Genomic DNA, 22653 nt, shown 5'->3' on the forward strand with positions numbered 1-22653 from the left:
CTCTTTGATCAAGGAGGGGTGATTGCTCACAGTGCTCACAGTCCGGCCTTCTTCGAGGTCAGTCGCATGAACCCGAAGCTCAAGACGAAGGTGATGACGGCGATGACGACGGAGATGGCCGCGGCCTGCTGGTAGTTGTTCCCGGAGGCCACCGTGTAGGCGAGCATGTTCGGGGTGAACGTGCTGGAGATGTTCGAGGAGATCTGCCGCAGTACGGCCGGCTCGGCGTACAGCTGGAGCGTGCCGATGATCGAGAACACCGTGGTCAGGACGATCGACGGGGCGATGATCGGGACCTTCACCCGCCAGGCGATCGTCCAGTTCGAGGCGCCGTCGATCTTCGCGGCCTCGTAGAGCTCCTGCGGGATCGACTGGAGCGCCGAGAACATGATCAGCATGTTGTAGCCGGTCCACAGCCACGTGGAGACGTTCGCGGCCGACCAGAGCACGGCACCCGGGCCGAGGAAGTCGGGGTGCAGCCCGACGCCGTTCAGCAGGTCGACGACAGGGCTGAGCTGCGGCGAGTAGAGGTACGACCACATGATCGCGGCGATGACTCCGGGCACCGCGTACGGCATGAAGGCGGTGATCCGGAAGAAGCCCTTCGCCTTCAGCAGCGGGGTGTCGAGGAGCAGCGCGATGACCAGGGCGACGAACAGCATGACGGGCACCTGCACGATGCCGAACAGTCCGATGCGGCCGATGCTGGACCAGAACTCGGTGTTGTGGAACACCTGTACGTACTGCTCGAAGCCGCCGAAGGTCGTGTACGACGTCCCGTACTGCCCTCCGCTGCGGCGCACCACGCGGACGCTCTGCCAGAGCGCGTAGCCGACCGGCACGAGGTAGAACAGCAGGAACGGCAGGAAGAACGGTGTGACGAAGGCGGCGACGGTGCCCAGCCGGGGGCCGCCGCCGTCGAGACGACGACGGCGGCCCCCGGTCGGCGGCACCGCGCGGGTCGGGCGGGTGGCGATGTCGGTCATACGGCGGTCACTTGCCCGCCGCGGCCGGGATGGCCTGGTCCTTCATCGACTTCAGCGCGGCGGCCTGGGCGGCCGCGAGCGCGTCGGTGAGGGTGCCGTCACCGCCTGCCGCCTTGGCCATCGCGTCCTGCAGCGCCAGGTTCACCGTCTTCTGGGTGGGGCCCCAGGAGAAGCTGGTGTCGATCTTCTTGGACGAGTCGGCGAAGACGTCGAAGATCTTCTCGTTGCCGTAGTACGGCACGCCCTTGGAGAGCGCGGGGAGCTCAAGCCCGGCGTTGGCCGCCGGATAGAGGCCGCCCAGTTCGTTCTCCATCGCCAGCGCCTGCGGGTCGCTGTTCAGCCAGGTGTTGAACTCGACCGACTCGTAGAGGTGCTTGCTGCCCTTCATGAACGCGACGGTCGAGCCGCCCCAGTCACCGGAGGAGCCGTTGGTGCCCCAGGTCGGCATCGGGACGATCGACCACTTCCCGGACTGCTTGGGCAGGTTGTCGCGGAACATGCTGTAACCCCAGGCGGCGCCGACGTAGCTGGCGATCTGGTCCTTCTGGTACGCCGCGTACATCTGCGTCGACCCGTTGGCGAGGTCGGTGCGCACCAGCTTCCCGGAGATCAGCTTCTGCCAGTAGTCGGCGACCTGCCTGCTCTGCGCCGACTCGACGCTGACCTGCCACTTGTCGCCGGAGTAGCCGTACATCTGGGCGTTGTTCTGCCAGAGCAGCCCGTTGAACCACTCGGCGTTGTTCGGGTCGAAGAACGTGATGTCGAGGTTGGGGTCGGCCTTGTGCAGCTTCTCGGCGGCCGTCGCGTACTCGTCCCAGGTCGTGGGGACGGCGACGTTGTACTTCTTGAAGATATCGGTGCGCACGAACAGGGCCATCGGGCCGGTGTCCTGCGGCAGGGCGAACACACCGGTGCCGCCGAAGCTGGTCTGCGACCAGGTCCAGGGCACGAACTTCGACTTGGCCGCGGTGGCCGCCTTGCAGGCGGAGGCGTCCACGAAGGCGTTCTGGGTGCGCAGGTTCGGCAGTTCGTCGTAGCCGACCTGGGCGAGGTCCGGCGCCTTGCCCGCCTTGAGGGCGTTGCCGAGGGTGCCGTACTGGTCGTTGGAGATGTTCTTCGTCTCGACCTGGACGTCCGGGTGCTGCTTGTTCCACAGGGCGACGACCTTGTCCATGCCCGGGACCGTGTTCCAGTACTGGAGGGTGACCTTGCCCTTCGCGGGAGCGCAGGACGAGGCGGACGACGCCTTGTCCGACGAACCGGACGAGGAACATCCGGCGAGTACGACGATGCCCGCCGTGGCGGCCGCGGCGGCGAGGCGGGTGCGTGTGGCTGTGCTGCTCATATCTTCCGTTCCAGAGAACGCCTGGCCGAGGGCGGCAGGCGGGTCGACGTTGACACCTGGAGGCGGATGCCTTCTGGTTGGAATCAGGTTCCGTGAGCGGTAACGTGAGCGCTCACGGGAGCGGTAACGGGAAGTGATTGGGAGTGTGAACTTCGGCCCGCCGGAGTGTCAAGACTCAATACGTCGGACCCGGCATACTCGGTGTCCCTGCGACGCGGTCGCGTCGGCAACTGCACGGAGGTGAGTGATGGCGCCGTCGGGGACCGGACCCCGCAGGGTGACGATCGACGATGTGGCCGAAGCCGTGGGAGTGTCCCGGCAGACCGTGTCACGTGCGCTCAACGACAAGGGGGAGATCGGCGCCTCCACCAAGCAGCGCGTCCTGGACGCCGCCCTTGCCCTTGGCTACCGGCCGAGCCGGTTCGCCCGCGGGCTGGTGCGGCAGGACACGATCAGCGTCGGACTGGTGATCCCCGACCTGCTCAACCCGTTCTTCACCGAGGTCGCCGCCGCCGCGCTGGACGCGGCCCGGGGCCGCGGCTGGCACGTCGTGGTGTACGACACCGGCGACCGGATCGAGGAGGAGCGGGGCACCCTGGAGGTGATCGCCTCGCAGGTGGACGCCGTGGTGGGCTACCTGAGCCTGCCGGAGGACGAGATCGCCCGGCTCACCCGGGGGCTGCCCGTCGTCCTCATCGACCGGAAGCGCCCCACCGAGCGGTTCAGTTCGATCCGGATCGACGGCGAGGCGGGCGTGCACGCGGCGATACGGCACCTGATGGGGGCCGGGCACCGGCACATCGGCATGCTGGATCACGCGGAACGCTCCGAGCCGAGCGTCCGGCACGAGTGGTTCGACAGCGCGATGTCCGCGTGCGCGCTGGACGCCGGTTCGGTGGCCCGCGCCGACCAGAGCGTCGACGGCGGGGAGCACGCGCTCCAGGAGCTCCTGGTCCGGTACCCGCATCTGACCGCCGTGTTCACGTTCAACGACATCATCGCCTTCGGGGCGTTGCGCGCCGCCCGTCGGCTCGGCCGCCAGGTCCCCGGGGATCTCGCCGTGCTGGGCTTCGACGGCCTCGGCCTGGGCACCCTCGTCGAGCCGGCGCTGACCACGGTGGCCCTGGACACCCGCCGCCTCGGCGCGCTCGCCGTCGAACAGACGGCCAGGCTCCTGACCGGAGCCGGGCCGCTGCGCCCCGACGAACTGACCGTGGGGGCGGAACTGCGGCTGCGCGAGTCGGCGTAGCCAGGGGGCGGGAGTGGCTGTGCGTGGGCAGAGCGGCTGACCGAGTCGGGGGCGTCGGCGCGCCTTTCGCGCGCCCCTGAGCGGCCTGCCGTCCGTGCTGCCCAGGCGTGCCGGGGTACGCGGCTCGCCGGCCCGGCGGAGGTACGCGGCCCGGTGTCGCGGAGGCGGACGTACTCGGCCCGCTGTCCCGACGGCGTCGGCGCAGGTGGCGGGCCGCTCTCGGTGCGGCGGCGCGGGGGCCCGGTCGCGGGCTTCGTGCTTCAGGCCCGTCCCGCGGACCGGCGTGCGCGGCGGTCGCGCCAGCGGGTCACCAGCCACAGGACGTTGACGCCGCCCAGGGTGACCAGCACGGCCGCCGAGTCGGCGTTGCGCGCGAGGCCGTGGTCCGGGCCCAGTCCCCGGGCCGCGCGGACCAGCAGGGTGAGGTCGGCGGGAAGGGTGACGGCGGCCATGAACGCCAGGCAGGCCACCGTACCGGCCACGAGGACGACGCTGTAGAGCCGGACGGCCCGGCGCTCGTGCGGGGGCAGCCGCGTGCTGGGGTCACCGGCCCCGGCAGGGCGGGGGGTGCGCAGCAGCCGTCGGAACCGGTAGCGGGCGTAGGCCAGACCGTCGCCGTACAGGTTCCGGCAGCCGGTGACGTCCTGGAGGACGAAGTAGAGGTCCGTGCGCGTGAACACCATGCATTGGAACGGCAGCGGCAGCAGGGCCAGCAGCAGGGCGGCGGCGAGCACCCGGTGGGCCGTCGTCCCGGTGGGCGTCAGGGCGAGGACCAGGACCAGGGCCGAGGCGACGGACAGGTTCAGGGCGATACCGGCCAGGTAGGCCGTCAGCCGCTGGCGGCGGGGCGCGAGCTCGATGCCGCTGATGTCGGTCTGCATGACCAGGAACTGCAGCCGGGTGCCGAGCCGCATCCGCCCCGGCACGCCCGCGGCCCGGGCGGTGACCAGATGCGCCAGCTCGTGGGCGAACAGCAGCGCCCACCCGGCCGCCGCCCCGGTGAGCAGGACCAGGCTGCCGTGCCGGCTCCACAGCAGGTCGCGGTAGCCCGGGACCAGGTCGGGACGGTGGGCCAGGACGGCGACGGCGGCCGTCAGCAGCACTCCGACGAGCACCGCGAGGGCCGGGTGCAGGGCGAACCGGACGGCACGGGGCCGCAGCCACGGCAGTGACGCGCGCGGCGGTACGGCGTCCTGAACCGGGCAGTCCCCGATCCGCGCCACGAACCCCAGGGCGGCCAGGTCCCGGACGAAGTCCGTGATGTCGAGTTCCTCGCCCGTCTCCTCGTGCAGTAGTTCCGCCGTGCGGGCGACGCTCAGTCCCTGGCCGAGGAGCTCCACCGCCCGGGCCCCGGCCGCGGGCAGGGCGACGAAGGTCCGGGTGGCCATGCGGCCCACGATCCACTCGTCCCGGTCCCGCCGTATCCCGAGGTCGTGCAGCAGGACCCGGGTCGACGGCTCGATCCGGGTCCGGTCCGTCGCCGCGGTCTCCGTCACGTCAGGTCCCCGGCCGTCCGGGCCGTGCGGGCGGCGCCGCAGGCGGGGCAGTCGGGGCGGCGCTCCGAGCGTTGCATCACGGGCTCGCCGGGCAGCATGAGGTTGAGGCCGAACCGGCAACCGGGGTCGACCGGCGGGATCCCGCACAGCAGCATCAGCGCGGCATGGGCCAGCAGGCTGCCGGACAGGCCCGCGGTCACCGAGTTGACCGGGTTCCACGGCATCCGGGGTGAGGCGACCTCCTCGTCCTGGCCGGGCGCGAGCCGCAGGTCGCGCCGCTCGACCTCGGCGCTGCGCAGACACTCCCAGCACGCGCCCCGGCCGGGCGCGAACACCCCGACGCTCACCAGCGGGCCCCGGTACCCGGCCTCGGCCCACGACGTGCCGGTGGCCAGGCAGACCTGGTTGGCCCATCTGCGGATCGCGGCGGGGCGGTCGGCGGCCAGGAGGAGTACGTCGTAGCCCGAGCCGTCGGCGGAGCCCTCGGTCAGCAGGTGTTCCAGGTCACCCGGCCCGTGCACCTCCCGGCGTTCGCCCGTGACCGTCGTGTCGGAGTTCAGGGCGTGCAGTGCCGTCAGCGCCGCGTCGATCTTCGGTGTGCCGAGGTCGCGCTCGCCGAAGAGGGTCTGCCGGTTGAGGTTGGACAGTTCGACGACGTCCGGTTCGACGCAGTGCAGCCGCCCCACCCCGGAGGCCACCAGGTCCCGCGCGGCGGCCCCGCCGGTACCGCCGACGCCGACCAGCAGCACCCGGGCCCGGCGCAGCCGCAGCTGCGGCTCCCAGGCGCTCTCCCGGGGCCGGAGGTCCATCCAGCGCAGCAGGGTCATGCCCCGGCCGTACCGCTCGCGTTCCCGCTCGGACAGCTCCGCCGGCGGCGCGACACCGGCGTCCTCCACGTACCCGGCCATGGTCAGGTCCGTGATCGCCTGGGCGATGTCCGGGTCGGGCAGCCGTAGTCCGGGGTGGCGGCGGGACACCTCGGCGACGATGTCCGCGGCGCTCCGGGTGCCGTCCATGGTCTCGACCAGCGTCCACACCCAGCCGTCGGGATCCGTGACCTCGGCCCCGATGCCGTGCACGACGCTCCCGATCCGCACATGGCCGTCGACGGTCCGGTAGGCCCGGTGTTCCGGCTTGATCCGAGGCCGCCGCATCGCGGGTACCGTCATCTTCGCGCCAATCTCCCGAGCCTCAACCAGCCGATGGACCAAGGACGTTGACAAGGGTTACCGGTACAGCGAACTCTGGCAAGAGCACGTCAATCACTGCACGCCACAGCCACCACCGGGAGGACATGGCATGCCGAACAAGATCGAGATCCGGCCGCTGGACAAGAAGGAGACCACCGGCGACAGCGGTGGCAACGGCGGCAGCTGACCAGACGCCGATGCTGGACCGTTACCTCACGGTCGCGGAAGTCACCGACTCGGCCAGGCGGTTGGTCTCGCGGTTCCCGGGGACCGGCCGGCTGCGCCGGATCGGCACGTCCCGGGCCGGCCGCCCGATCCTGATGCTGTCCGTGGGACACGGTCCGCACCACGTCCTGGTGGTCGCCCGGCCGCACCCCGACGAGCCGGTCGGCGGCACGACCGCGATCGCCCTGGCGGAACAGGTCGCGAGCGCACCGGTGGCACCGGGGCCGCACGGCGACCGGTCGGCCACGGCGACCGACCTGTCCCTCGTCACCTGGGACATCGTCCTGTGCCTGGACCCGGACGGGGCCGCGCTGAGCCAGGGCATCGAAGAGGCGACGGCCAAGGCCGGCCACACCCTGGCCGACTACTACCGCGCCGCCTACCGCCCGGTCGCGGCGGAACAGCCGGAGTGGGCACCCATCGAGTCCCGGCACCTCCCCGAGAGCCAGGCTCTGTTCGACGTCATCGACGAACTGCGGCCGGTCCTCCAGTGCTCCCTGCACAGCGTCGAAGCGGGCGGCACCTGGGTCCAGCTGACCCGTGCCCTCCCCCCACTCACCACGCCGTTCGAGAAGTCCGCCGCGGCGCTCGGCATCCCGCTCCAGCACGGCACGTTCGACGCCCTGCACTGGGAGAACCCCGGCCCCGGCGTCTATGTCCTGCCGCCGCCGGAGAGCACGGCCCGGCTGGCGGCCGGGTCCGAGAACATCGGGGCGTCGACCTGGTGCGCACCCGGGCGGTACGGCGGGGTCACGGCGATCGTCGAAGTACCGCTGTGGGCGACCGACCTGGCCGACGACCCGTCCCCGCACCCGGACGCCGGTGCCGTCCTGCGCGGTCTGGCCGCGCTGGTACGGGACGGCGGACGCCAGGTGACCGCGGTCCTCGACCAGGCGCGCCCCTTTCTGCCGGCGGCCCGGGACAACGCGCCCAGACGCGTCCTGGAGTGGATGGCCGGCGGCCTCTACGACCTGGTCGCCGACTCCTGGGAACCACTCGCCCGGCAGGCCGCCGACGGGCCGCCGGGGCTGACCACGGCCCAGGTCTGCGCCCTGGACATCGTGGCCCGCCGACAGCCGCTGCGCGCCGCGGGCCTGCTGCTACGACTGCTGGAGACGGCGGACGACAGCGCCGCGCCGGGGCTGCACCGCGACCTGGACCACCTCTTCACCACCTGGTGCACGGACTTCGAGAAGACCCTGCGCCTGCGCCCGGTGCCCGTGCCCCGGCAGGTGGCCCACCAGACCCGCACGGTCCTGGCGGCGGCCGAGAGCACACTGACCGCCCTCGGCTGACCGGGAGGCGGGCGGCCGGTTCGACGTGTTCGTCGCCGACCGGGGGGGTGGTCAGGTGGGCCGGGGGCGGCGGCTCGGCACGTACCTGGAACCCTCGGCCTGGATGTGCTCGGTGTCCAGCGCGTCGGCGAGCACCGGATTCGGGACGGGACTGTGCAGCATGTCCCCGACGGAGACGGCGCGGCCGGGCGCCGGGCGAGGACAGAAGCGGTCTCATGGCTCCGGCTTCGCCGGATCGCTACGGTTGAGCCATGACCGCACTGCCCGAGTGGATGCGCCCGCCGCGCGCGGAAGGCTGGTTCGCGGAGGACCTGGACCGCCTCCCCGAGGCACCCCGCCACACCGAGCTGATCGACGGAGCCCTCGTCTTCATGATGTCGCCCCAGCGGTCCTGGCACGGCCGCCTTGTCACCTCCCTCACCACGACACTCACGGCCGCCGCACCAGCCGGTTTCGAGGTCGAACGGGAGATGACGATCCGCCTCGACCAGCGGAACCGTCCGGAGCCGGATCTGCTGGTGACGACCGCGGCTTACGACCCGGACCGCACCTGGTTCGCACCTGACGAGGTACGACTCGTCATCGAGGTTGTCTCACCCGAGTCCGCGCACCGCGACCGTACGGTCAAGCTCCGCAAGTACGCGGAGGCAGGCATCCCGCACTACTGGTGCATCGAGGAAGAAGGCGGCAGCCCCGTCGTCCACGTCTACGAACTCGACGAACCGACTGGCGCCTACGCACCGGCCGGCATCTTCCGGGGCGCCCTGAAGCGCCCGGTGCCTTTCGAGATCAGCCTGGATCTCGACAAGCTCACCCCGCCCCGAGGCGACTGAAGCCGGCACCCGGTCGGCACGGGAAGACAAAAGGGGTCGGGCTCATCGGAGCACGACCCCTGCTGTTCAGACGTTGAAGCGGAATGTCTGCGGACTGGTCCTGACCTGCGGCGGAGCCCCCTCTAGGTCCCTGACCTGGGATTTCCTTGTTGACGTGCGTTGGCTCCAGACGGCTGTTTACGGGTGTCCTGCGGACTGGCTGCGGACTGTCCGGGGGGCCCGAGGCCGAGAAATCCATGGCGCACCGGCCGGACCTGCAACGAGACTGCGCAGGTGAGCGACCGCTACCCCTGTCCCTGCTGCGGGCACCGCGTGCTCGACGCCATGCCCGGCTCGTACGAGATCTGCCCCGTCTGCTTCTGGGAGGACGACGGGGTCCAGTTCCGCTGGCCGGCCATGCCCGGCGGCGCGAACAAGGTCTCCCTGATCGAGGCTCAGCGCAACTACCAGGACTTCGGAGCCTGCGACCAGCACGGCCGTCGGTACGCCCGCCCTCCGGCCGAGGACGAGCCGCTCGACCCAGCCTGGCGCCCCATCGACCTGACACGCGACTCCTTCGAGGACTGGGAAGCCGAGGACCGAGCCCCGTGGCCCGACGACCGCTCGGTGCTCTGCTGGTGGCTGCCCACCTTCTGGCGCCGCGACCACCCGGCGTCATGACCTCCCACATCAAGCGACTCGTCCAGCAGCTCGATGGCGAAGCCGGCGCGTCCTACGACGCCCGCGCCGAACTGATCTGGATCGGCTCCGAAGCCATCCCCGCCATCATCGACGGACTCCCCTCCCTCGGTGGCTTCGGCCAGCTGACCGCCATCGAGGTCCTCGAGGAGGTGGGAGATCGCCGCTGCGGCCCCGCCCTCATCGGACTGCTGGACAGCGACAACCCGACCGTCCGCGAATGGGCGGCCATCGCCATGGCGAGCCTGAAAATCGACGGCGCGATCGAACCCCTGCGCCGCGCCTACCGCGCCTGCCTGGAACGGGCGACCCCGCCCGACTGGACCGAGCCGGGCGGCATCCGCTGGGCCTTGACGGAACTCGGCGCCCGCATCCCTGTAGTCCCACCGCTCACAGCGGGCCTACGCGCCACCGCGGCGGACGACGCCCCTGGCTGGCCCTCGGCCCGCTGCATCGAGATCATCAACGACCTGGCCGACCACGCCCAGGTGATCCTCTACTCCCAGTTCTGGCGGGTGGAGGCGGGCGGCACGTACGGCATCTCCGACACCTCCCTGGACTGGGAACTTGACTGGACTGCGCCCTGGGAGCACCTCGTCGAAGAGGCCCGCACATGGTCCCTGCTGGAAGCGTCCGAAGCCCCCGTCGGCGACAAGATCTTCGTCGCCCCCACCTGGATCGACCGTACCGACCTGTACCCGGAGAGGTGACCGATGCCGTTCCAGCATCCCGAGGAGAGCGGCTACGGCTACGTGATCGAGCGCTACGTGACGAGGAAGGACTCGGATCACCCGCGCTACCGCGACCTGAAAAGCGGTCGCGTCCTGCGGCCCGGGTGGCCACACGCCGAACGCTTCGCCCGTCACCTCATCGACGACTCGGCCACGATCACCGACGCCGAGCTGGAGGCCCTCCTCGGCTACGAGTGGCGCTCACGTCTCACCAGTGCCTGGCTGATCGGCGTAGGCCGACGAGCCACGTTCCGCGAACGCATCGGCGACCTGCTCCTGGCCAGCGAGTTCTGCTTCTCCGGGCGCGGCTACTGCTTCGCTCTGGCCCGCTTCGGCACCCACTCGGACGCCGAGATCCTCACCGCCTACCTCGACCACTACCTCCCCCGCACCGACCTCCGCTACGACCAGCCCGCAGCCCTCGGTGCCCTCCTCCGCCTCGACGCCCACCTCGGCACCCACCACGCCGGCCGCTTCACCCAGCCCAACGGCCTCTGGGACCAGTGGGTCAATGCCCTCGTCCACCTCCGCGACCAACCAAGCTACACAGCCCACGAGCAGCGCCGCTGGACCGACCTCCACTGCGACTTCGCCAACAGCTGGACCCGGCCGTAGCCGCAGCCGCCTGACTGCTGCTACGTGAAGTCCGCGTACGCCATGTATCGGCCGCAAGTGCGGCACATGAAGAGGTAGCCGGTGGGCTGACTGTCCTTGTCCAGAGCACCCAGATAGCTCTCCACTGTCTCGGCAGACCACCCCCACGCGCCGGCCTCGCTGCGCAGCTCCTCCCAGGCATCTGGGAACGTGGCCAGCTCAGCCGCCCCCACCGCCCCCATGAACGCCGTACCGTCACCGCAGTGAAAGAACCACCGCGGGTCCTGCCAGGAGGAGAAGCCCGGCGTACACGCATCGACGGACATCACGACCTCAAGCGGGACATCGTCCCCGACCGGGTCACCGATGAAGTGCGCGTCGTACTTCGCAGCCGCGCTGCCATCCGCGATGCACCACGGGCACAGCAGGTTGGAAAGTTCCTCGACCGCGTACACCGGGCCCGTGTAGACGAACCCCCGCGCCCTCCCGCAGCAGAGGCACGTCGTGCTGGACGCAACGACCGCCCCGGTCGCCAAGGGGTCGGGGTGGTAGGGAAAACCGGGCAACTCCTCGGACATGCCGGTCACGCTACCTGCGCACAAGAAGGTCGTGCCGGACTGCACCCGCCCTCGGTCCGAAGGCGGTCACGGCTGCAGCAGCCGAGCCTGCGGGTCATAACAAACGAGCCCCATCGATGCCGCGAGATCGGTGGCGTAGGCCGAAGCCTCCTCGGCCATGCTGTACCGCATCGGGAAGTAGATGAACGGCCCGGACGCCTCGCCGATCAACGGCCCCGTCGACCAGGGGGAGGTGTCCTCCTCGTCCTCCGTGAGATCCACCCATCGCGCCAAGAGCCCAGCAACGTACTCCGCGATACGCGGTGACGGTGGAAACACTTCCTCCGTGTCGATATAGCGGTCGTACAGCTGGGTGAGGACCTCGCCCGCGATCACATCGTCAGCGGGCTTGCTGCCTTCCCACACCGCCAGGTCGTAGCTCATGGCCGAACTGTGCCATGCCCCACTGACAGCACCCCTTGAGCGTCGATCAGCATGCCAGCCGCACCAGATGTCCGAGGGCGCTGTTACGTTCCACCCATGACCGCACCAGACGATCTACTCCTTCGGATCGAGCAGGAGCCTTCCCTTGCTGCCGCGCTCGCCTGGCCTGGCGATTTCGACGTCGAACGCCGGGACCCCGTTGAAGACCTTGCCCTTCCCACCGGTATCCCCCTACACCCGATAGCCGGCTGCGGCGCCGGCGGCACGTACTTCCTGTGCGGGGAAGCCGGGGCCGAGGAGAGGCCCGTCCTGTACGCCGACTCGGAGGGCCAAGCCACACTGATCGGCGCCGACCTCGTCGAGGCCATCACACTCATCGTGGTGCTGCCCTTCTGGCGCGACCTGGCGAAGGGCTTCGCGATCAGCGAGCTCGGCTCGGACCTTCGGGCCGACCACCCGGACTTCGACGCCGAGCGCGACCGCCTTCTGCACGCCCTCGGGCTTGCCTCCATCTCCGAGGAGGAGGCTGCCGCTCGCCTGCTGGCGGTGGCTGCACGCACGGCCCCGGACTACGTGCCGCGCGTGCCGGACGACGATTACCTGCCGTACGAGCTTCTGTTTCCGAGCGACCCTGCATAGCGAAGCCAGCGCTTGACGTCAGTACCGGGCGATGACCTGTCGCAGGTCCGTACCCAGGAGGCCCTCCAGCGCCTGGACGCTAGCTGGCGGTAGCGGCAGCTCGCATTCTGGATCCGTGGTCACGAGGCTGTACCTGGCGAAACCCGCAGCCTCCACGTAGTCGAGGGCGTTCAAGTCCGTCTGGGTAGAGCAACAGGGCACCGTCACGGCAAGTGAGTCGAAATAGCCGTCCGGAAGGGCCGCCATGTCCATCGCGTTGCCCCACCAGTCTTGGATGTCGGAGCTGCACACGGGGCACCGAACACCGCACCAGTTCTCCCCGGGGTCGATGAAGGCTGTGCCGGGGATGTCCCAGACGTCATAACCGCCCAATGCTTCAGGAACCAGTTGTTGCAGCTGGGCCTGCGCAGCCTTGCTCGCAGCCGTCGTAGGCGAAAAATGCGGATCCTTGGGTATGAGGTGGAGCAGCGTGATGCTCACGCTGCCGACCAGCCGTTCAGCGAGACCTCCGAACCGTCATTCAGGTAGTGATGGAGGGCGCTGGCCGTGGTATCCACAAACACTTCGGGGATGGCGTTGGCTTCGACCCAACGGACCTGGGAATGCTTGCGGGGTTCGCGGTTTTCGGGTTCGCCGGTCCATTCGTGGGCGGCGAAGACGACCGTGAGGAAGCCGTTGGGGGCTTCGACGCCCCAGGCGCCGTGGATGATGTGGGCGATCTTGAGAGACTCGGGCTTCACGGTGAGTCCCGTCTCCTCGTAGAGCTCGCGCACGGCAGTTTCGGTGATGGGTTCGCCCGGCTCGCTCTTGCCGACGGGGAGGTCCCACAGGCCCTGGGCGAACTTGGCGTTTTCGCTGCGTTGGAGGAGGACGACGCGGTTGGTGGCCTTGTCGTGGACGATGACGGCCGCGACCAGCAGGGTCATCGATTCGAGCGCCGGCTTGAGGGCTTGGGAGCGGTCGTCGGTCTGCTGGGCCACGGTGTTCCCTTCGTCGGGCGGGTTGTTGGGCATGTTAGGCGAGGGCCTCGCGGGCGCGGCGAGCGAGATCGGCGGCGCCGGGAACGCGGCGGCGCTGGTAGACCGCGAGCGTGGAGCGGATCGAGGTGATCGCCTTGCGGGTGCGGTCGGAGGTCATGCCCTCCATGAGGACCAGGGCTTGGGTCCAGGCGGCGACGGCTTCGTCAGCGCGGGCCTGGGCGGCGAGGCTGTCGCCGAGGTCGGCGTGGGTGAGGGCGTGGACGCGCTTGTACTTTTCGGGGTCCCAGCGGGTAAGGGCATCGCGGTGCTGTTGTTCGGTGCCGATGTGGTCGGCGAGGTCGGTCAGGGTGCGGGCGGTGTGGCTGGCCACGGTGCCAGCGGCCGGGCCGCTCACGCGGGAGTAGCTGGGCTGGGGGCCGTCGTCCCGTAGGAGGGCGTCCTCGGCGGCGAGGAGGGCGCGTGCGGCCGACGGGTTCTCGTCGGTGGCCGCGTAGGCGCGGGCGTGGGTGATGTGGAGGAGGGCCTCGGTCTGGCCGTCGACGTGGCCGAGACCTGTGCGTAGGGCGCCTTCGACGAGGTCGACGCAGTGGTGGGGCTGCTTGAAGCTCAGGGCCTGGTGGGCGAGGGCGCGCATCATCCAGGCGGCGTGGCCGTGGGGGTCGGCTTCGCAGGCGAGCTTGTAGCCGACCTGGTAGTAGCGCTGGGCGGCGCCTTCCTGGCCGAGGTCGTGGTGCTTCCACCCTGCGAGGTAGGCGAGTTCGGCGACGGCGCCGAAGGCGGCCCAGCGTAAGGCATCGCTGGGGAAGCGTCCGCGCAGCATGGGGGCCGCTGTGTCGGCGAGGTACGCGGTGACGGTGGTCAGTCCGTGCCCGCCGCCGAGGCGTTCGTCGGCGGCGCTGAAGGCCGCGGTGATCTGGCGTACGACGTCCACGTCCTCCGCGCCGACTAGGGACGTGCCGGTGCGGGCTCGGAGCATACGGGTGGTGGCTTCGTGGTCGTAGCCGAGCGGCATGGCGACGCCGGCGGTGGTGAAGGCCGCGATGGCGAGGAAGCGGCGGCGCTCGACGTCGGCCCGGCCCAGGTCGGTGACGGCGAGGACGGGTCGGATTCCGCCGACTCTTCGTCATCACTGGTCTGGAGGCCGATCTCGGTCTGGGTGATCGTGCGCCGCTCGACGGGACAGCGCTTCGGCGAGGTACTGGCCTACTCGGCCCGACGGGGCACGAGTGCCGTTCACCCAGTGCGAGATGGCCGACTTGTTGGTCTGAAAGAACTCGCCGTTCTCGGCAGCGATGCGCCGCACGTCTCGGGCGAGGGCCTCGTAAGTGCAGCCGGCCACGTCGATGACGTCCCGCAGACGGGAGTTGGGTTCTCGCTGCGCCGCCACGATCGCCTCCGCCCTGGAGCTGTAAACCGCGTATACCGCTTCAACTGCCTTCCACCGTACCCACTGAGCGTGACCACCGGTTCACTTATCAGCAGCCGCCCGGAACGGCGCGACCGTGATCCAGGCTCCCCCTTGGTCCGGGCGGCACCCCGAAGTTCCGTACGCCCACACCGGGCTCGGGCATTCCTGTGCCCGAACCTGGCCGATCAGAGACGGAGACACGGTGACCACCATCGACACCACGGCCATCACGGTCGAGCTGCCCGAGGCGTTCGACCCGCGCTGGAGCCGGCTGCCCGGCATCCAGGTCGACGGCCGACGCATCACGATCGACCCGGCCGAGTACTTCTTCCGCTTCGAGTCGAGCACGTGGCTCGTCGCCGACTGGGAGCTGGTCAAGGCCCAGCTCCTGGAGGTGGACGGAAGACCGAGAGCGCGGTCGAGCAGTTCGCGCTCGACTTCATCAAGCAGCACAGCGAGTCCACCTCCGATGCGGCCCGCGTTCTGGCCACCGCGTACGAGGTGTACGCGTATCTCTTCCGCGACGAGCACCTGGCCGGCCTCGGCCTGCCGCAGATCACCGCCGATCATCTGCGGATGCTCCGCGAGGCGGCCACGCTCATGGCGCTCAACAAGGTCGAGGTGGACGGGCACATCTCCAACGTCGGCCCGTGCTGGTTCTTCCCTGCCGCCACGTCCGTCGTCTTCGACCTGGACGACGAGATGGGCGGGATGCTCGACGAGGTCTACCACGGCGGCTGGTTCAACGAGCACCGCCGGATCGAGTCCATCAAGGCCCACGCGGCGCTCGGTGGCCGGCTCGTGCACGGGTGCCAGTCCGTGCCGGACCAGTCCGGCGGCGTGGTCGCGCCCTACGGTGCCTCGATGGCGGACTTCCGCGACGACCTCGCCGCGTTCAAGGCGGGCTGGATCGAGCAGGTCTACGCCCACCGCGTGAACCCCGCCGCGTAACCCACCATCCGATCAGGCTCCGGGGCGGGCCGGCATCCCTCGCCCGCCCCGGAAGCCACCATCCCCCGGAGCCCTCCCGTGACCACAAACCCCAGCGCCGAACTCCTCGACAACCTGCTCACCGCGACCGGCCAGACCACCGCCGTACGGGAGGAGGTACGCGTGTGGTCCATGTCCGGCGTCGAGCGCGTGACCTTCCCCGACGGCTCCACGGCCATCTTCAAGTACGCCAAGAAGCCCTTCGACAGCGAGGACCAGGCCCTCCGCCTGGCCCATACCCTCGGCGTACCCGTCCCCCAGGTCCACGCCTCCGCCGTCCTGGACGGCTGGCTCGGCATGCTCATGGAGGACCTCGGACCGTCCGTCCGCGAGGCCGACGACCTCGACGGTGTCGCTGCGGCTGTGGTCCTGCACGGCACCCGTACGGCTCCGCCCTTGCCCGTCCTCGGCCAGGAGCGCCTGCGCGCACTTCCGGCCCGGGCGCTGGAACACCTCGAACGGCTGCGCAAGGCCGACCGGTGGCAGGACGCCGACGACGTCGAGGACGCGATCGACCGGATCGCCAAGGCCGCCGAAGCCCGCTCGGCCGGAGCAACACTGGAACCGTTCGGCTGGGTGCACTCCGAGTTCCACCCCACCAGCCTCCACATCGGCGAGCGCGGCTGGCGGCTGCTCGACTTCGCCCGCGCCTTCACCGGCCCCGGCCTGCTCGACCTCGCCAGCTGGCACGGCACCATCGAGCCCCCGCACCCCGTGCGCCTGCGCATCTTCCTGGAGCAGTACGTCACCGCCGGCGGCACCCCCGACGCCCTTGCCCCGCGAGGCGGGCTCACCGCCGAGAACTGGGCCCTGGGCTGGCACCGCATGTGGGCCGTCGAGTGGTTCATGGAGCAGTCCATCCGCTGGATCAACGACCCGGCCACCGACCCCGCCTACCTCAAGGCCGTCCGCCGCCACCTCACCGACGTCTTCCACCTCCTGGAGATCTGACGTGCTGGCTCAGGCTTCCCCGTGGCACGCCCACGCGCTTCAGCGCACCGCCGCCGGACTCGCCGAACCCCTCTCCGTACCCGCTCGGATGGAATGGACCACGAGACCCGGCCAAGGGCCCGGAGCCGACGTCCTCGGGCCTGACCTGCGTGGGAAGCGGCTCCTGGAACTCGGCTGCGGCCCCGGCCACAACGCCGCCCACCTCGCCACCCGACACGGCGCCCACGTCACCGGCGTCGACCTGGTCGGCCTGCAGGTCCGCCGCGCCCGCTCCCACTACGGACGGCTGAACAACCTCACCTTCGTCGCCGGCCACGCCCTGCACTACCTGCACGCCACCGACGAGCAGTTCGACGCGATCTACTCCGTATTCGGCGCCGTCGGGCTCGTCGCGTCCGAGCTCCTGCTCCCGACCATTGCCCAGCGCCTCACGCCTGGCCGAGTGCTCGCCTTCTCCGTCCCGCACCCGCAGCGTGGCGGCCGAAGCCCCTCGGGCGACGACCGGCCTCGTCGCGACCACGTCACTCTTCCCGATCGCACCCGCCTACCCATCGCCCGCTGGGAGTTCTCCACGGACCGGTGGGAGAAGCACCTCAGCCAGGCGGGCTTCTGGCTCACCTCGGCCCAGGAGTTCAACGACCCCCGCATGGGCCACTGGCCGATCACCCTGCTGATCCGCGCCCGCAAGCTCTGACAGCCACCCGCCCGGCTTCCCCCGGAGGAACCGATGCGCCCGCCCTACCTGCTTCTCGACATCGACGGCGTCCTCATACCCTTCCCCAACGCGGACGGCTCGACCCCGGCCACCCACGCCCGCCACGACGTCGTCCCCACCGGCCGGAGCGCCGACAACCCGGTCACCGTCTGGCTCGACCCTGCCCACGGCCCCATGCTCATGGACGTGATCCGTGCCGGCCTGGTCGCCCCCGTCTGGTGCACCAGCTGGCGGCAGGACGCCGCTACCCTCATCGGGCCCCTTCTCGACCTCCCGGCCCTGCCGTACGTCGACCTGCCGCGTCCCCAGATCACTACCAGCCACCCCAATGGCTACCTGTGGAAGCGCGACCACGTCGATGCCTGGCTCCGCGACGCCCCCGCCGTCTGGATCGACGACGACTTCACCAGCCTCGACCACGCCTGGGCGGCGGAGCGCACCGCCAAGGGAACGCCGACTCTCCTCGTTCAACCCGGCCCACACCTCGGTCTACAGCCCGAGCACCTGGCCGAGGTCACGACGTGGGTCGCGCAGTTACCCGTAGCTCGAGCCGCCTGACGACTGATGCCCTCGCTGCCACGGACAGCAAGGGCATCAGGGTGCGCTGTGGGTGCCGCCTGCCTGGGCGCCGTTCAGTTTCGCGGTGTCGACGTGCATTACGTAACGGTCGGCCCGAACGCGACCTCGACTGGTGGGCTGGCGTATTCGGGCCTCCACCCCTCGTCATGAGTCATGCCACGTCAGGCCGTCGACCCGTTGAGGCGATACTCCTCGGAGGGCATCGAGTCCCATTCGGTATTCGCGCCGTCGCGCGTCACCATGAACAACGGGCGCGATCGGAGGACCGGCCCGACTAGTTGCCCGCGCATGACGACCCCGGGATCATCCGGTCCTGCGTAACCCTCGGGCGTGTAGCGGAAGTACACGTCCATGGCCTCGGCATACGCGATTGCGTCGCTCTCCAGCTCCGACAGGTCTCGCCCGACCAGCGGGATTCCGTCGTACACGACCTGGGGGCCGTACACGGCGTCGGCAGCGATGCAGAAGAGGCCCACAGCTTGGCTCACATAGGTTGTGACGGCAGGTGGAGAAGGAGCCGCCCCGCGACGGCGGACCTCGACCTTCCAAGTCGGCGAGAAAATCGCGTGGTCCCGTGCACAATCGCTGACCTTCGTCTGGCCGAGTATCTCAGCCGCCTCGACCACTTCGTCGACGGTCATACCGAACCGGAGCGGTCCAACGCCGACAGCCGGCGCATAGGACCACTCGTCCCGTCCGGCGACTCCGAAATCGGCTTCGGCCTTGAACGCCATAGTCGCCCCTCTAGAGACACCTGAGAACTCACCGGCGCCCATCATGTCAATCACCGACCAACAGACTGCCGGGCGCGAAAGGCTGTGAACTCAGCGATCGCCTCCGGCGACGGCTTCCGGTGCCCACGCGAGGGCTGGCTAACGGGCGACTCTGCAGGTGCGTCGATCCATCGCTGGTCAGCTGCTCTCTGAGCGCCGGTTCCAGGCTCCGGCCGCGACACTATGGCAGTGGACGCGAACAGCGAGACCTCCGATCAGCAGCCATCGCTGCCTCCAAGACCAGTTCTGCCAGACATGGCCGCAGCACGCAGTCGCGGGCCAGTTGCCGCCGTCGAGGCCCATTGGCAGTCCCTACGGCTCAAGTGGCAGTGGTGCCACGCAGCACACCAGATCAACGCGCCCGGGCGCCCATATCCGGGCATCGTCCCATTGCTGGAGGCCGCTGCCGCTCAACCACGACTCCGGCGGCTGTACCCGTTCACCAGCCACTTCGCCCTGTTCTTCAGCAGCTCCACCAGCTACCCCTGGACCGTGCAGGCCGGATCGATCGAGCCCTTGCACAACGGACGGTTCAGGGTTCGCCGACGCAATCCCTTCGCCGTGATCGGCGAAGTCGATACCGCGGAAGAGGCTGTGTCTCTAGTGCTTGAACTCCTACCCACGGGCGCTGAGCCCGCCATCACCTCCTCTCAGGACAAGCGCGAGTGACGACGTCGTGTGGCCACGCCTTCGGCACCAGCACCCTGTAGCTCTATTCAAGATCGTTCACGGAACTCCGGTCAGAGCCATTTTCAACGAGCCCATCAGCGCTGATCGTCTCCGCGGTCGCCGACCTGGCGGCCGGCGACCGCGGAATGGGCCACGACTGGTCGTCAGGTGTCGTTGCGGGGCGGCCGGCCAGTACGTAGTCGCGGTACTCATCGCCTGTCATGGACTGGTTTACCCAGCGTTCGAGTGCGGCTCCGGTTTGGCTCTCTGCAGCGTGCATGGCAGCAAGCGGCTCACTCGTGGTTGCCAAGAGCAGTCCGAAGTCCTCTTGCTCGCCGTCAAACAACGGCGGCAGCGAATCCAGGTCGCATGTCAGGGGTTCGCAGTCGAGAGCGGCGTGGAGGTAGACCTCGTAGGAACCTTGGGCCGGTCGTATTTCGACCCAGCGGACCCCCGGCCTCTCGGGGGTTCCAGCCGGTCCGAGGAACTGCTCGACGGAACACCCCCGCTTGAGGGCGCCGAGGATGAATGGTTCTGCGAGATAGCGCACGCCGGAAGGCTACGGCGTGATGAGGATGCGCGTCCGCAGAAGGGCATCTGACCCGGGTCAGCGGTGCCGACTGCGTTCTTCGGGCCTCGTGGCCGCTGGTGTGGCCGGAGGGTGTGGCGTGGCGGGCCTGGCCGATGTGCCGCTGATGGTGCTTCGGCTGCGAGCCGCTTGCGTCCGCCGGTTCGGCTGAGCGGTGATGCGCCAGTTGAGGACCTCGGCGGGGTGCTCGGCGCTGTCGAGTTCCCGCTGGGTGCCCACCTCGGCCAGGAGACGTCGAGGGCTGTGGCCGGCGGTCTCGGCGTGGGCGAGGGTTGCGGTCAGGGCGGCCCAAGCGGGGTCAGTGAGGATCCGGTCGGCGTGGTCGGGGAGGGCCGCGCGAACGTCCTGCTCGAAGCGGCGAGCGGTCGCGGCTCGCGGTGCACGGCGGGCCAGGTCCGCCAAGACGGTTGGGGCGGCCTGCTGGTAGCCCGCCTGGAGGTGGCGGAAGGCTTCTTCGGCCGCTGCCGCTTGCTGTTCGTGGCCGCGCTGTTCGTGCCACTTGGCGGCGGCGCGGGCGAGGTGCACGGTGGCGAAGAGCAGGGCGATGGCGAGTCCGCCCGGCTCGCTGGAGGCGTAGGCGAGTTCCTTGGCGGCCTTGCGCAGGGCGGTGGCAGCTTGGTGATCGGCGCGGGTGGCGGAGCGGCGGGCGCGGTTGCACGCCATCGCTGCCGCACGCAGTTCCGCCCGGTGAGGGCTGGTCGTGGCGGCGGCGATGTTGTGCAGGGCATCGCCGAAGGCTGCGAGGTGGCCCTGGGCGGCGGCATCGTCACCGGAGTCGAGGACGGTGTGCGCCGTGTGTATTGCGGTGGTGGTGTGGCGCCATGGGTCGGTGGGGTCCGCCACATACGGCGGACGGTCGGCCACCTCCTGGTCGGGGAGGCGTTCGCGCAGGCGGTTGATGGAGAGGTCGGGGGCGAGTTTGGAGCCGCCGTACGAGACGGGTTCGCCGGCCGCGTTGGTGTCGCCTGGTGCGGCGAGGCTGTAGCCGATCACGTCGCCGGTCTCGGGGCCGAGGCGGGTCTTGACCTGGATACCGAGGGACTGCAGCACGGTGAAGTAGTCGGTCTCGGTACGCACGGCGGCGGCGACCGCGTACGCCTGCTCGCGCAGCCACTGCCGTGCCGTGACCGTCTGGCCCTGGCGTTCGGCCTTGGCGCGTTCGGCGCCGGTGGGGGTGCGGGGCGCGGTGAGGTCGCCGGACTTCAGGCGGCGCAGGCCGAACTCGGCCTCGATCTTGCGGCACTCGGCCTGGGCCCGTTGTCCGTCGCGGTGGGTGCGGGCCCCCCGCGTGCCGGACTCATCCAGCACGCTGCGGACTCTGCGCGGACAGGAAAGGCCGCCCAACCAGCTCCGCCGCAGGTCAGACGGCCTTTCGCCAGACGTCTTAGACGTTGAAGCGGGATTCCATCACAAGCCTGTGACCTGCGGAAATGCAGGCGCATCCCAGCACCATCCCAGCACGGGAGCAGCGACAAAGTACAAGGCGGCTCAGGATCGACAACGGTACACAACAGCCACGTACGCCACCTACGTTTGCGAGGAGGTGATCCCGTGGTTCGCGGCGCGAGCCGTGGTCGAGGCCGACGCCGGGAGATGGCGGTGGGCTGTCCGAACGATGTGCACGTGGACGGTGGATCGGACCCGTGCGTTGCGAGAGCGGCCGTCCGGTCGTCCGGCTGATGTGGGCGATGATCTCCGCGGTGATGGACACGGCTGTCTCCTCGGGCGTGTGTGCCCCCAGATCGAGGCCGATCGGGGAGTACAGCCGGGCCAACTGCTCCTCGGATAGCCCGGCTTCGCGCAGCAGCCGCTGGCGTTGTTCATCGGTTCGTCGGGAGCCCATCGCGCCTACGTATCCGACGGGCAGTCGGAGAGCCAACTGCAGCAGGGGGATGTCGAACTTGGCGTCGTGGGTGAGGACGCACACGGCGGTACGGGCATCGACGGTGGTGCGTTGCAGGTAGCGGTGAGGCCAGTCGACCACGACCTCATCGGCGTGGGGGAAGCGTTCGGTGGTGGCGAAGACGGGGCGGGCGTCGCATACGGTGACCTGGTAGCCGAGGAAGCGGCCGGCCTGGGCGAGGGCGGCGGCGAAGTCGACGGCTCCGAAGATCAGCATGCGGGGCGGGGGTGCCACGACGTGGACGAGGACGGACAGTTCCTCGGGGCAGGCGTCGGTGCTGCCGCCCAGCATGATGCGGGCCGTGCGGCCTGTACGCAGTTGGGCGCGGGCCCGGTCGGCCACCGTCGCGTCCGTCGCAGGGTCGGCCACATTCCCGACCACTTCGCCGGTGTCCGCATTCAGCACCATCAAGGAGCCGAGCGACGGTTCTGGACCTTCCACAACCTGTACCACGGCGGTTGGCCGGCCTTGGGTGGCGGCGTTTAGGGCGGTGCCGAGGTGGGGCTGGTCGGCGGGGGTGATGCGCTGGATGAGGACGTCGAGTTCGCCGCCGCAGGTCAGGCCGACGGCGAAGGCGTCGTCGTCGGAGTATCCGAACCGTTCCCGTCGTGCACCGCCCTGATCGTCGAGGACCTGGCGGCACAGGTCGTAGACGGCTGCTTCGACGCAGCCGCCGGAGATGCTGCCGACGACGTGGCCTGTTTCGTCCACGGCGAGGGAGGTACCGACTGGGAGTGGTGCGCTGCCGGTGACGCCGGTGATGGTGGCGAGGGCGAAGGGGCGTTGTTCGCGGCACCAAGTGTGCAGCGTGTCCGCGATGTTCAGCATGTGGCT

22 protein-coding genes and 3 pseudogenes are annotated in these 22653 nt (G+C 69.9%); 12 read left to right on the plus strand and 13 right to left on the minus strand.

Going from position 1 to position 22653, the window contains the following annotated elements:
- Positions 1-35: 35 nt before the first annotated feature.
- Entirely contained in the window at positions 36-986 is a 951-nt protein-coding gene (locus ACZ7OO_RS01275) for a carbohydrate ABC transporter permease (RefSeq protein WP_471500287.1), read from the minus strand.
- A gap of 7 nt (positions 987-993) precedes the next feature.
- Positions 994-2331, minus strand: coding sequence for an ABC transporter substrate-binding protein (locus ACZ7OO_RS01280; RefSeq protein WP_471500289.1), 1338 nt, complete (start codon positions 2329-2331; stop codon positions 994-996).
- Positions 2332-2578: 247 nt separating this feature from the next.
- Here ACZ7OO_RS01280 and ACZ7OO_RS01285 point away from each other — a divergent pair, with 247 nt between their 5' ends.
- Positions 2579-3580: a LacI family DNA-binding transcriptional regulator gene (locus ACZ7OO_RS01285; RefSeq protein WP_471500291.1), complete on the plus strand. Its 1002-nt coding sequence runs from the start codon at positions 2579-2581 to the stop codon at positions 3578-3580.
- A gap of 260 nt (positions 3581-3840) precedes the next feature.
- Here the strand turns inward: ACZ7OO_RS01285 and ACZ7OO_RS01290 are convergent, their stop codons facing one another.
- On the minus strand, positions 3841-5076 hold the full coding sequence (locus tag ACZ7OO_RS01290; protein ID WP_471500293.1) for a zinc metalloprotease: 1236 nt from the start codon (positions 5074-5076) through the stop codon (positions 3841-3843).
- Positions 5073-6245 carry a HesA/MoeB/ThiF family protein gene (locus ACZ7OO_RS01295; RefSeq protein ID WP_471500295.1) on the minus strand — a complete coding sequence of 391 codons (1173 nt, stop codon included), beginning with the start codon at positions 6243-6245 and terminating at the stop codon, positions 5073-5075. The genes ACZ7OO_RS01290 and ACZ7OO_RS01295 overlap by 4 nt, the downstream gene beginning before the upstream one ends.
- A gap of 221 nt (positions 6246-6466) precedes the next feature.
- Here ACZ7OO_RS01295 and ACZ7OO_RS01300 point away from each other — a divergent pair, with 221 nt between their 5' ends.
- The 5 genes from ACZ7OO_RS01300 to ACZ7OO_RS01320 all read left to right on the plus strand — a co-directional run bounded on the left by ACZ7OO_RS01300 (position 6467) and on the right by ACZ7OO_RS01320 (position 10643).
- Positions 6467-7786: a M14 family zinc carboxypeptidase gene (locus tag ACZ7OO_RS01300; protein ID WP_471501224.1), complete on the plus strand. Its 1320-nt coding sequence runs from the start codon at positions 6467-6469 to the stop codon at positions 7784-7786.
- Between the two features lie 251 nt (positions 7787-8037).
- On the plus strand, positions 8038-8619 hold the full coding sequence (locus tag ACZ7OO_RS01305) for a Uma2 family endonuclease (protein ID WP_471500297.1): 582 nt from the start codon (positions 8038-8040) through the stop codon (positions 8617-8619).
- Between the two features lie 273 nt (positions 8620-8892).
- Positions 8893-9279, plus strand: coding sequence for a CPCC family cysteine-rich protein (locus ACZ7OO_RS01310; protein WP_471500299.1), 387 nt, complete (start codon positions 8893-8895; stop codon positions 9277-9279).
- Entirely contained in the window at positions 9276-10007 is a 732-nt protein-coding gene (locus ACZ7OO_RS01315; protein ID WP_471500301.1) for a HEAT repeat domain-containing protein, read from the plus strand. Before ACZ7OO_RS01310 ends, ACZ7OO_RS01315 begins: the two co-directional genes overlap by 4 nt.
- Before the next feature lie 3 nt (positions 10008-10010).
- Positions 10011-10643 carry a DUF6000 family protein gene (locus ACZ7OO_RS01320; protein WP_471500303.1) on the plus strand — a complete coding sequence of 211 codons (633 nt, stop codon included), beginning with the start codon at positions 10011-10013 and terminating at the stop codon, positions 10641-10643.
- A 20-nt stretch (positions 10644-10663) separates the two neighbouring features.
- Here the strand turns inward: ACZ7OO_RS01320 and ACZ7OO_RS01325 are convergent, their stop codons facing one another.
- Positions 10664-11200, minus strand: coding sequence for a CbrC family protein (locus ACZ7OO_RS01325; protein WP_471500305.1), 537 nt, complete (start codon positions 11198-11200; stop codon positions 10664-10666).
- A gap of 66 nt (positions 11201-11266) precedes the next feature.
- Positions 11267-11623: a hypothetical protein gene (locus ACZ7OO_RS01330; protein WP_471500307.1), complete on the minus strand. Its 357-nt coding sequence runs from the start codon at positions 11621-11623 to the stop codon at positions 11267-11269.
- Between the two features lie 96 nt (positions 11624-11719).
- Between ACZ7OO_RS01330 and ACZ7OO_RS01335 the strand changes: the two genes are divergently transcribed.
- Positions 11720-12262 (plus strand): hypothetical protein, encoded by a 543-nt coding sequence (locus ACZ7OO_RS01335; RefSeq protein ID WP_471500309.1) that lies wholly within the window; start codon positions 11720-11722, stop codon positions 12260-12262.
- 18 nt (positions 12263-12280) lie between these two features.
- Here the strand turns inward: ACZ7OO_RS01335 and ACZ7OO_RS01340 are convergent, their stop codons facing one another.
- The 3 genes and pseudogenes from ACZ7OO_RS01340 to ACZ7OO_RS01350 all read right to left on the minus strand — a co-directional run bounded on the left by ACZ7OO_RS01340 (position 12281) and on the right by ACZ7OO_RS01350 (position 14629).
- Positions 12281-12742 (minus strand): hypothetical protein, encoded by a 462-nt coding sequence (locus ACZ7OO_RS01340; protein ID WP_471500311.1) that lies wholly within the window; start codon positions 12740-12742, stop codon positions 12281-12283.
- Positions 12739-13275 (minus strand): NUDIX domain-containing protein, encoded by a 537-nt coding sequence (locus ACZ7OO_RS01345; protein ID WP_471500313.1) that lies wholly within the window; start codon positions 13273-13275, stop codon positions 12739-12741. The genes ACZ7OO_RS01340 and ACZ7OO_RS01345 overlap by 4 nt, the downstream gene beginning before the upstream one ends.
- A gap of 1 nt (position 13276) precedes the next feature.
- Positions 13277-14629: pseudogene (locus tag ACZ7OO_RS01350) on the minus strand (tetratricopeptide repeat protein).
- Between the two features lie 223 nt (positions 14630-14852).
- Between ACZ7OO_RS01350 and ACZ7OO_RS01355 the strand changes: the two are divergent.
- The 4 genes and pseudogenes from ACZ7OO_RS01355 (at position 14853) to ACZ7OO_RS01370 (ending at position 17864) form a co-directional block, all read left to right on the plus strand.
- A pseudogene (locus tag ACZ7OO_RS01355) lies at positions 14853-15601 on the plus strand (hypothetical protein).
- A gap of 78 nt (positions 15602-15679) precedes the next feature.
- On the plus strand, positions 15680-16591 hold the full coding sequence (locus tag ACZ7OO_RS01360) for a phosphotransferase family protein (RefSeq protein ID WP_358978437.1): 912 nt from the start codon (positions 15680-15682) through the stop codon (positions 16589-16591).
- A 1-nt stretch (position 16592) separates the two neighbouring features.
- A complete protein-coding gene (locus tag ACZ7OO_RS01365) occupies positions 16593-17285 on the plus strand; it encodes a class I SAM-dependent methyltransferase (protein ID WP_471500315.1) in 693 nt (230 codons plus the stop codon).
- Between the two features lie 33 nt (positions 17286-17318).
- On the plus strand, positions 17319-17864 hold the full coding sequence (locus ACZ7OO_RS01370; RefSeq protein ID WP_471500317.1) for an HAD domain-containing protein: 546 nt from the start codon (positions 17319-17321) through the stop codon (positions 17862-17864).
- Positions 17865-18046: 182 nt separating this feature from the next.
- Here the strand turns inward: ACZ7OO_RS01370 and ACZ7OO_RS01375 are convergent, their stop codons facing one another.
- On the minus strand, positions 18047-18619 hold the full coding sequence (locus tag ACZ7OO_RS01375; RefSeq protein WP_358978441.1) for a hypothetical protein: 573 nt from the start codon (positions 18617-18619) through the stop codon (positions 18047-18049).
- A 228-nt stretch (positions 18620-18847) separates the two neighbouring features.
- Between ACZ7OO_RS01375 and ACZ7OO_RS01380 the strand changes: the two genes are divergently transcribed.
- The gene (locus ACZ7OO_RS01380; RefSeq protein WP_358978443.1) at positions 18848-19327 is read left to right on the plus strand and encodes a DUF6193 family natural product biosynthesis protein; all 480 of its coding nucleotides are present in this window, start codon (positions 18848-18850) and stop codon (positions 19325-19327) included.
- Positions 19328-19370: 43 nt separating this feature from the next.
- Here ACZ7OO_RS01380 and ACZ7OO_RS01385 read toward each other — a convergent pair whose 3' ends face one another.
- From ACZ7OO_RS01385 to ACZ7OO_RS01395, 3 genes and pseudogenes are all read right to left on the minus strand, one after another.
- Complete coding sequence (locus ACZ7OO_RS01385) at positions 19371-19877, minus strand: hypothetical protein (protein ID WP_471500320.1); 507 nt, start codon at positions 19875-19877, stop codon at positions 19371-19373.
- 57 nt (positions 19878-19934) lie between these two features.
- Positions 19935-21203: pseudogene (locus ACZ7OO_RS01390) on the minus strand (relaxase/mobilization nuclease domain-containing protein); the annotation flags it as partial.
- A gap of 97 nt (positions 21204-21300) precedes the next feature.
- A complete protein-coding gene (locus ACZ7OO_RS01395) occupies positions 21301-22647 on the minus strand; it encodes an XdhC family protein (protein ID WP_471500322.1) in 1347 nt (448 codons plus the stop codon).
- Between the last annotated feature and the right edge of the window lie 6 nt (positions 22648-22653).

This window comes from Streptomyces sp. NPDC111744, from assembly GCF_055634995.1.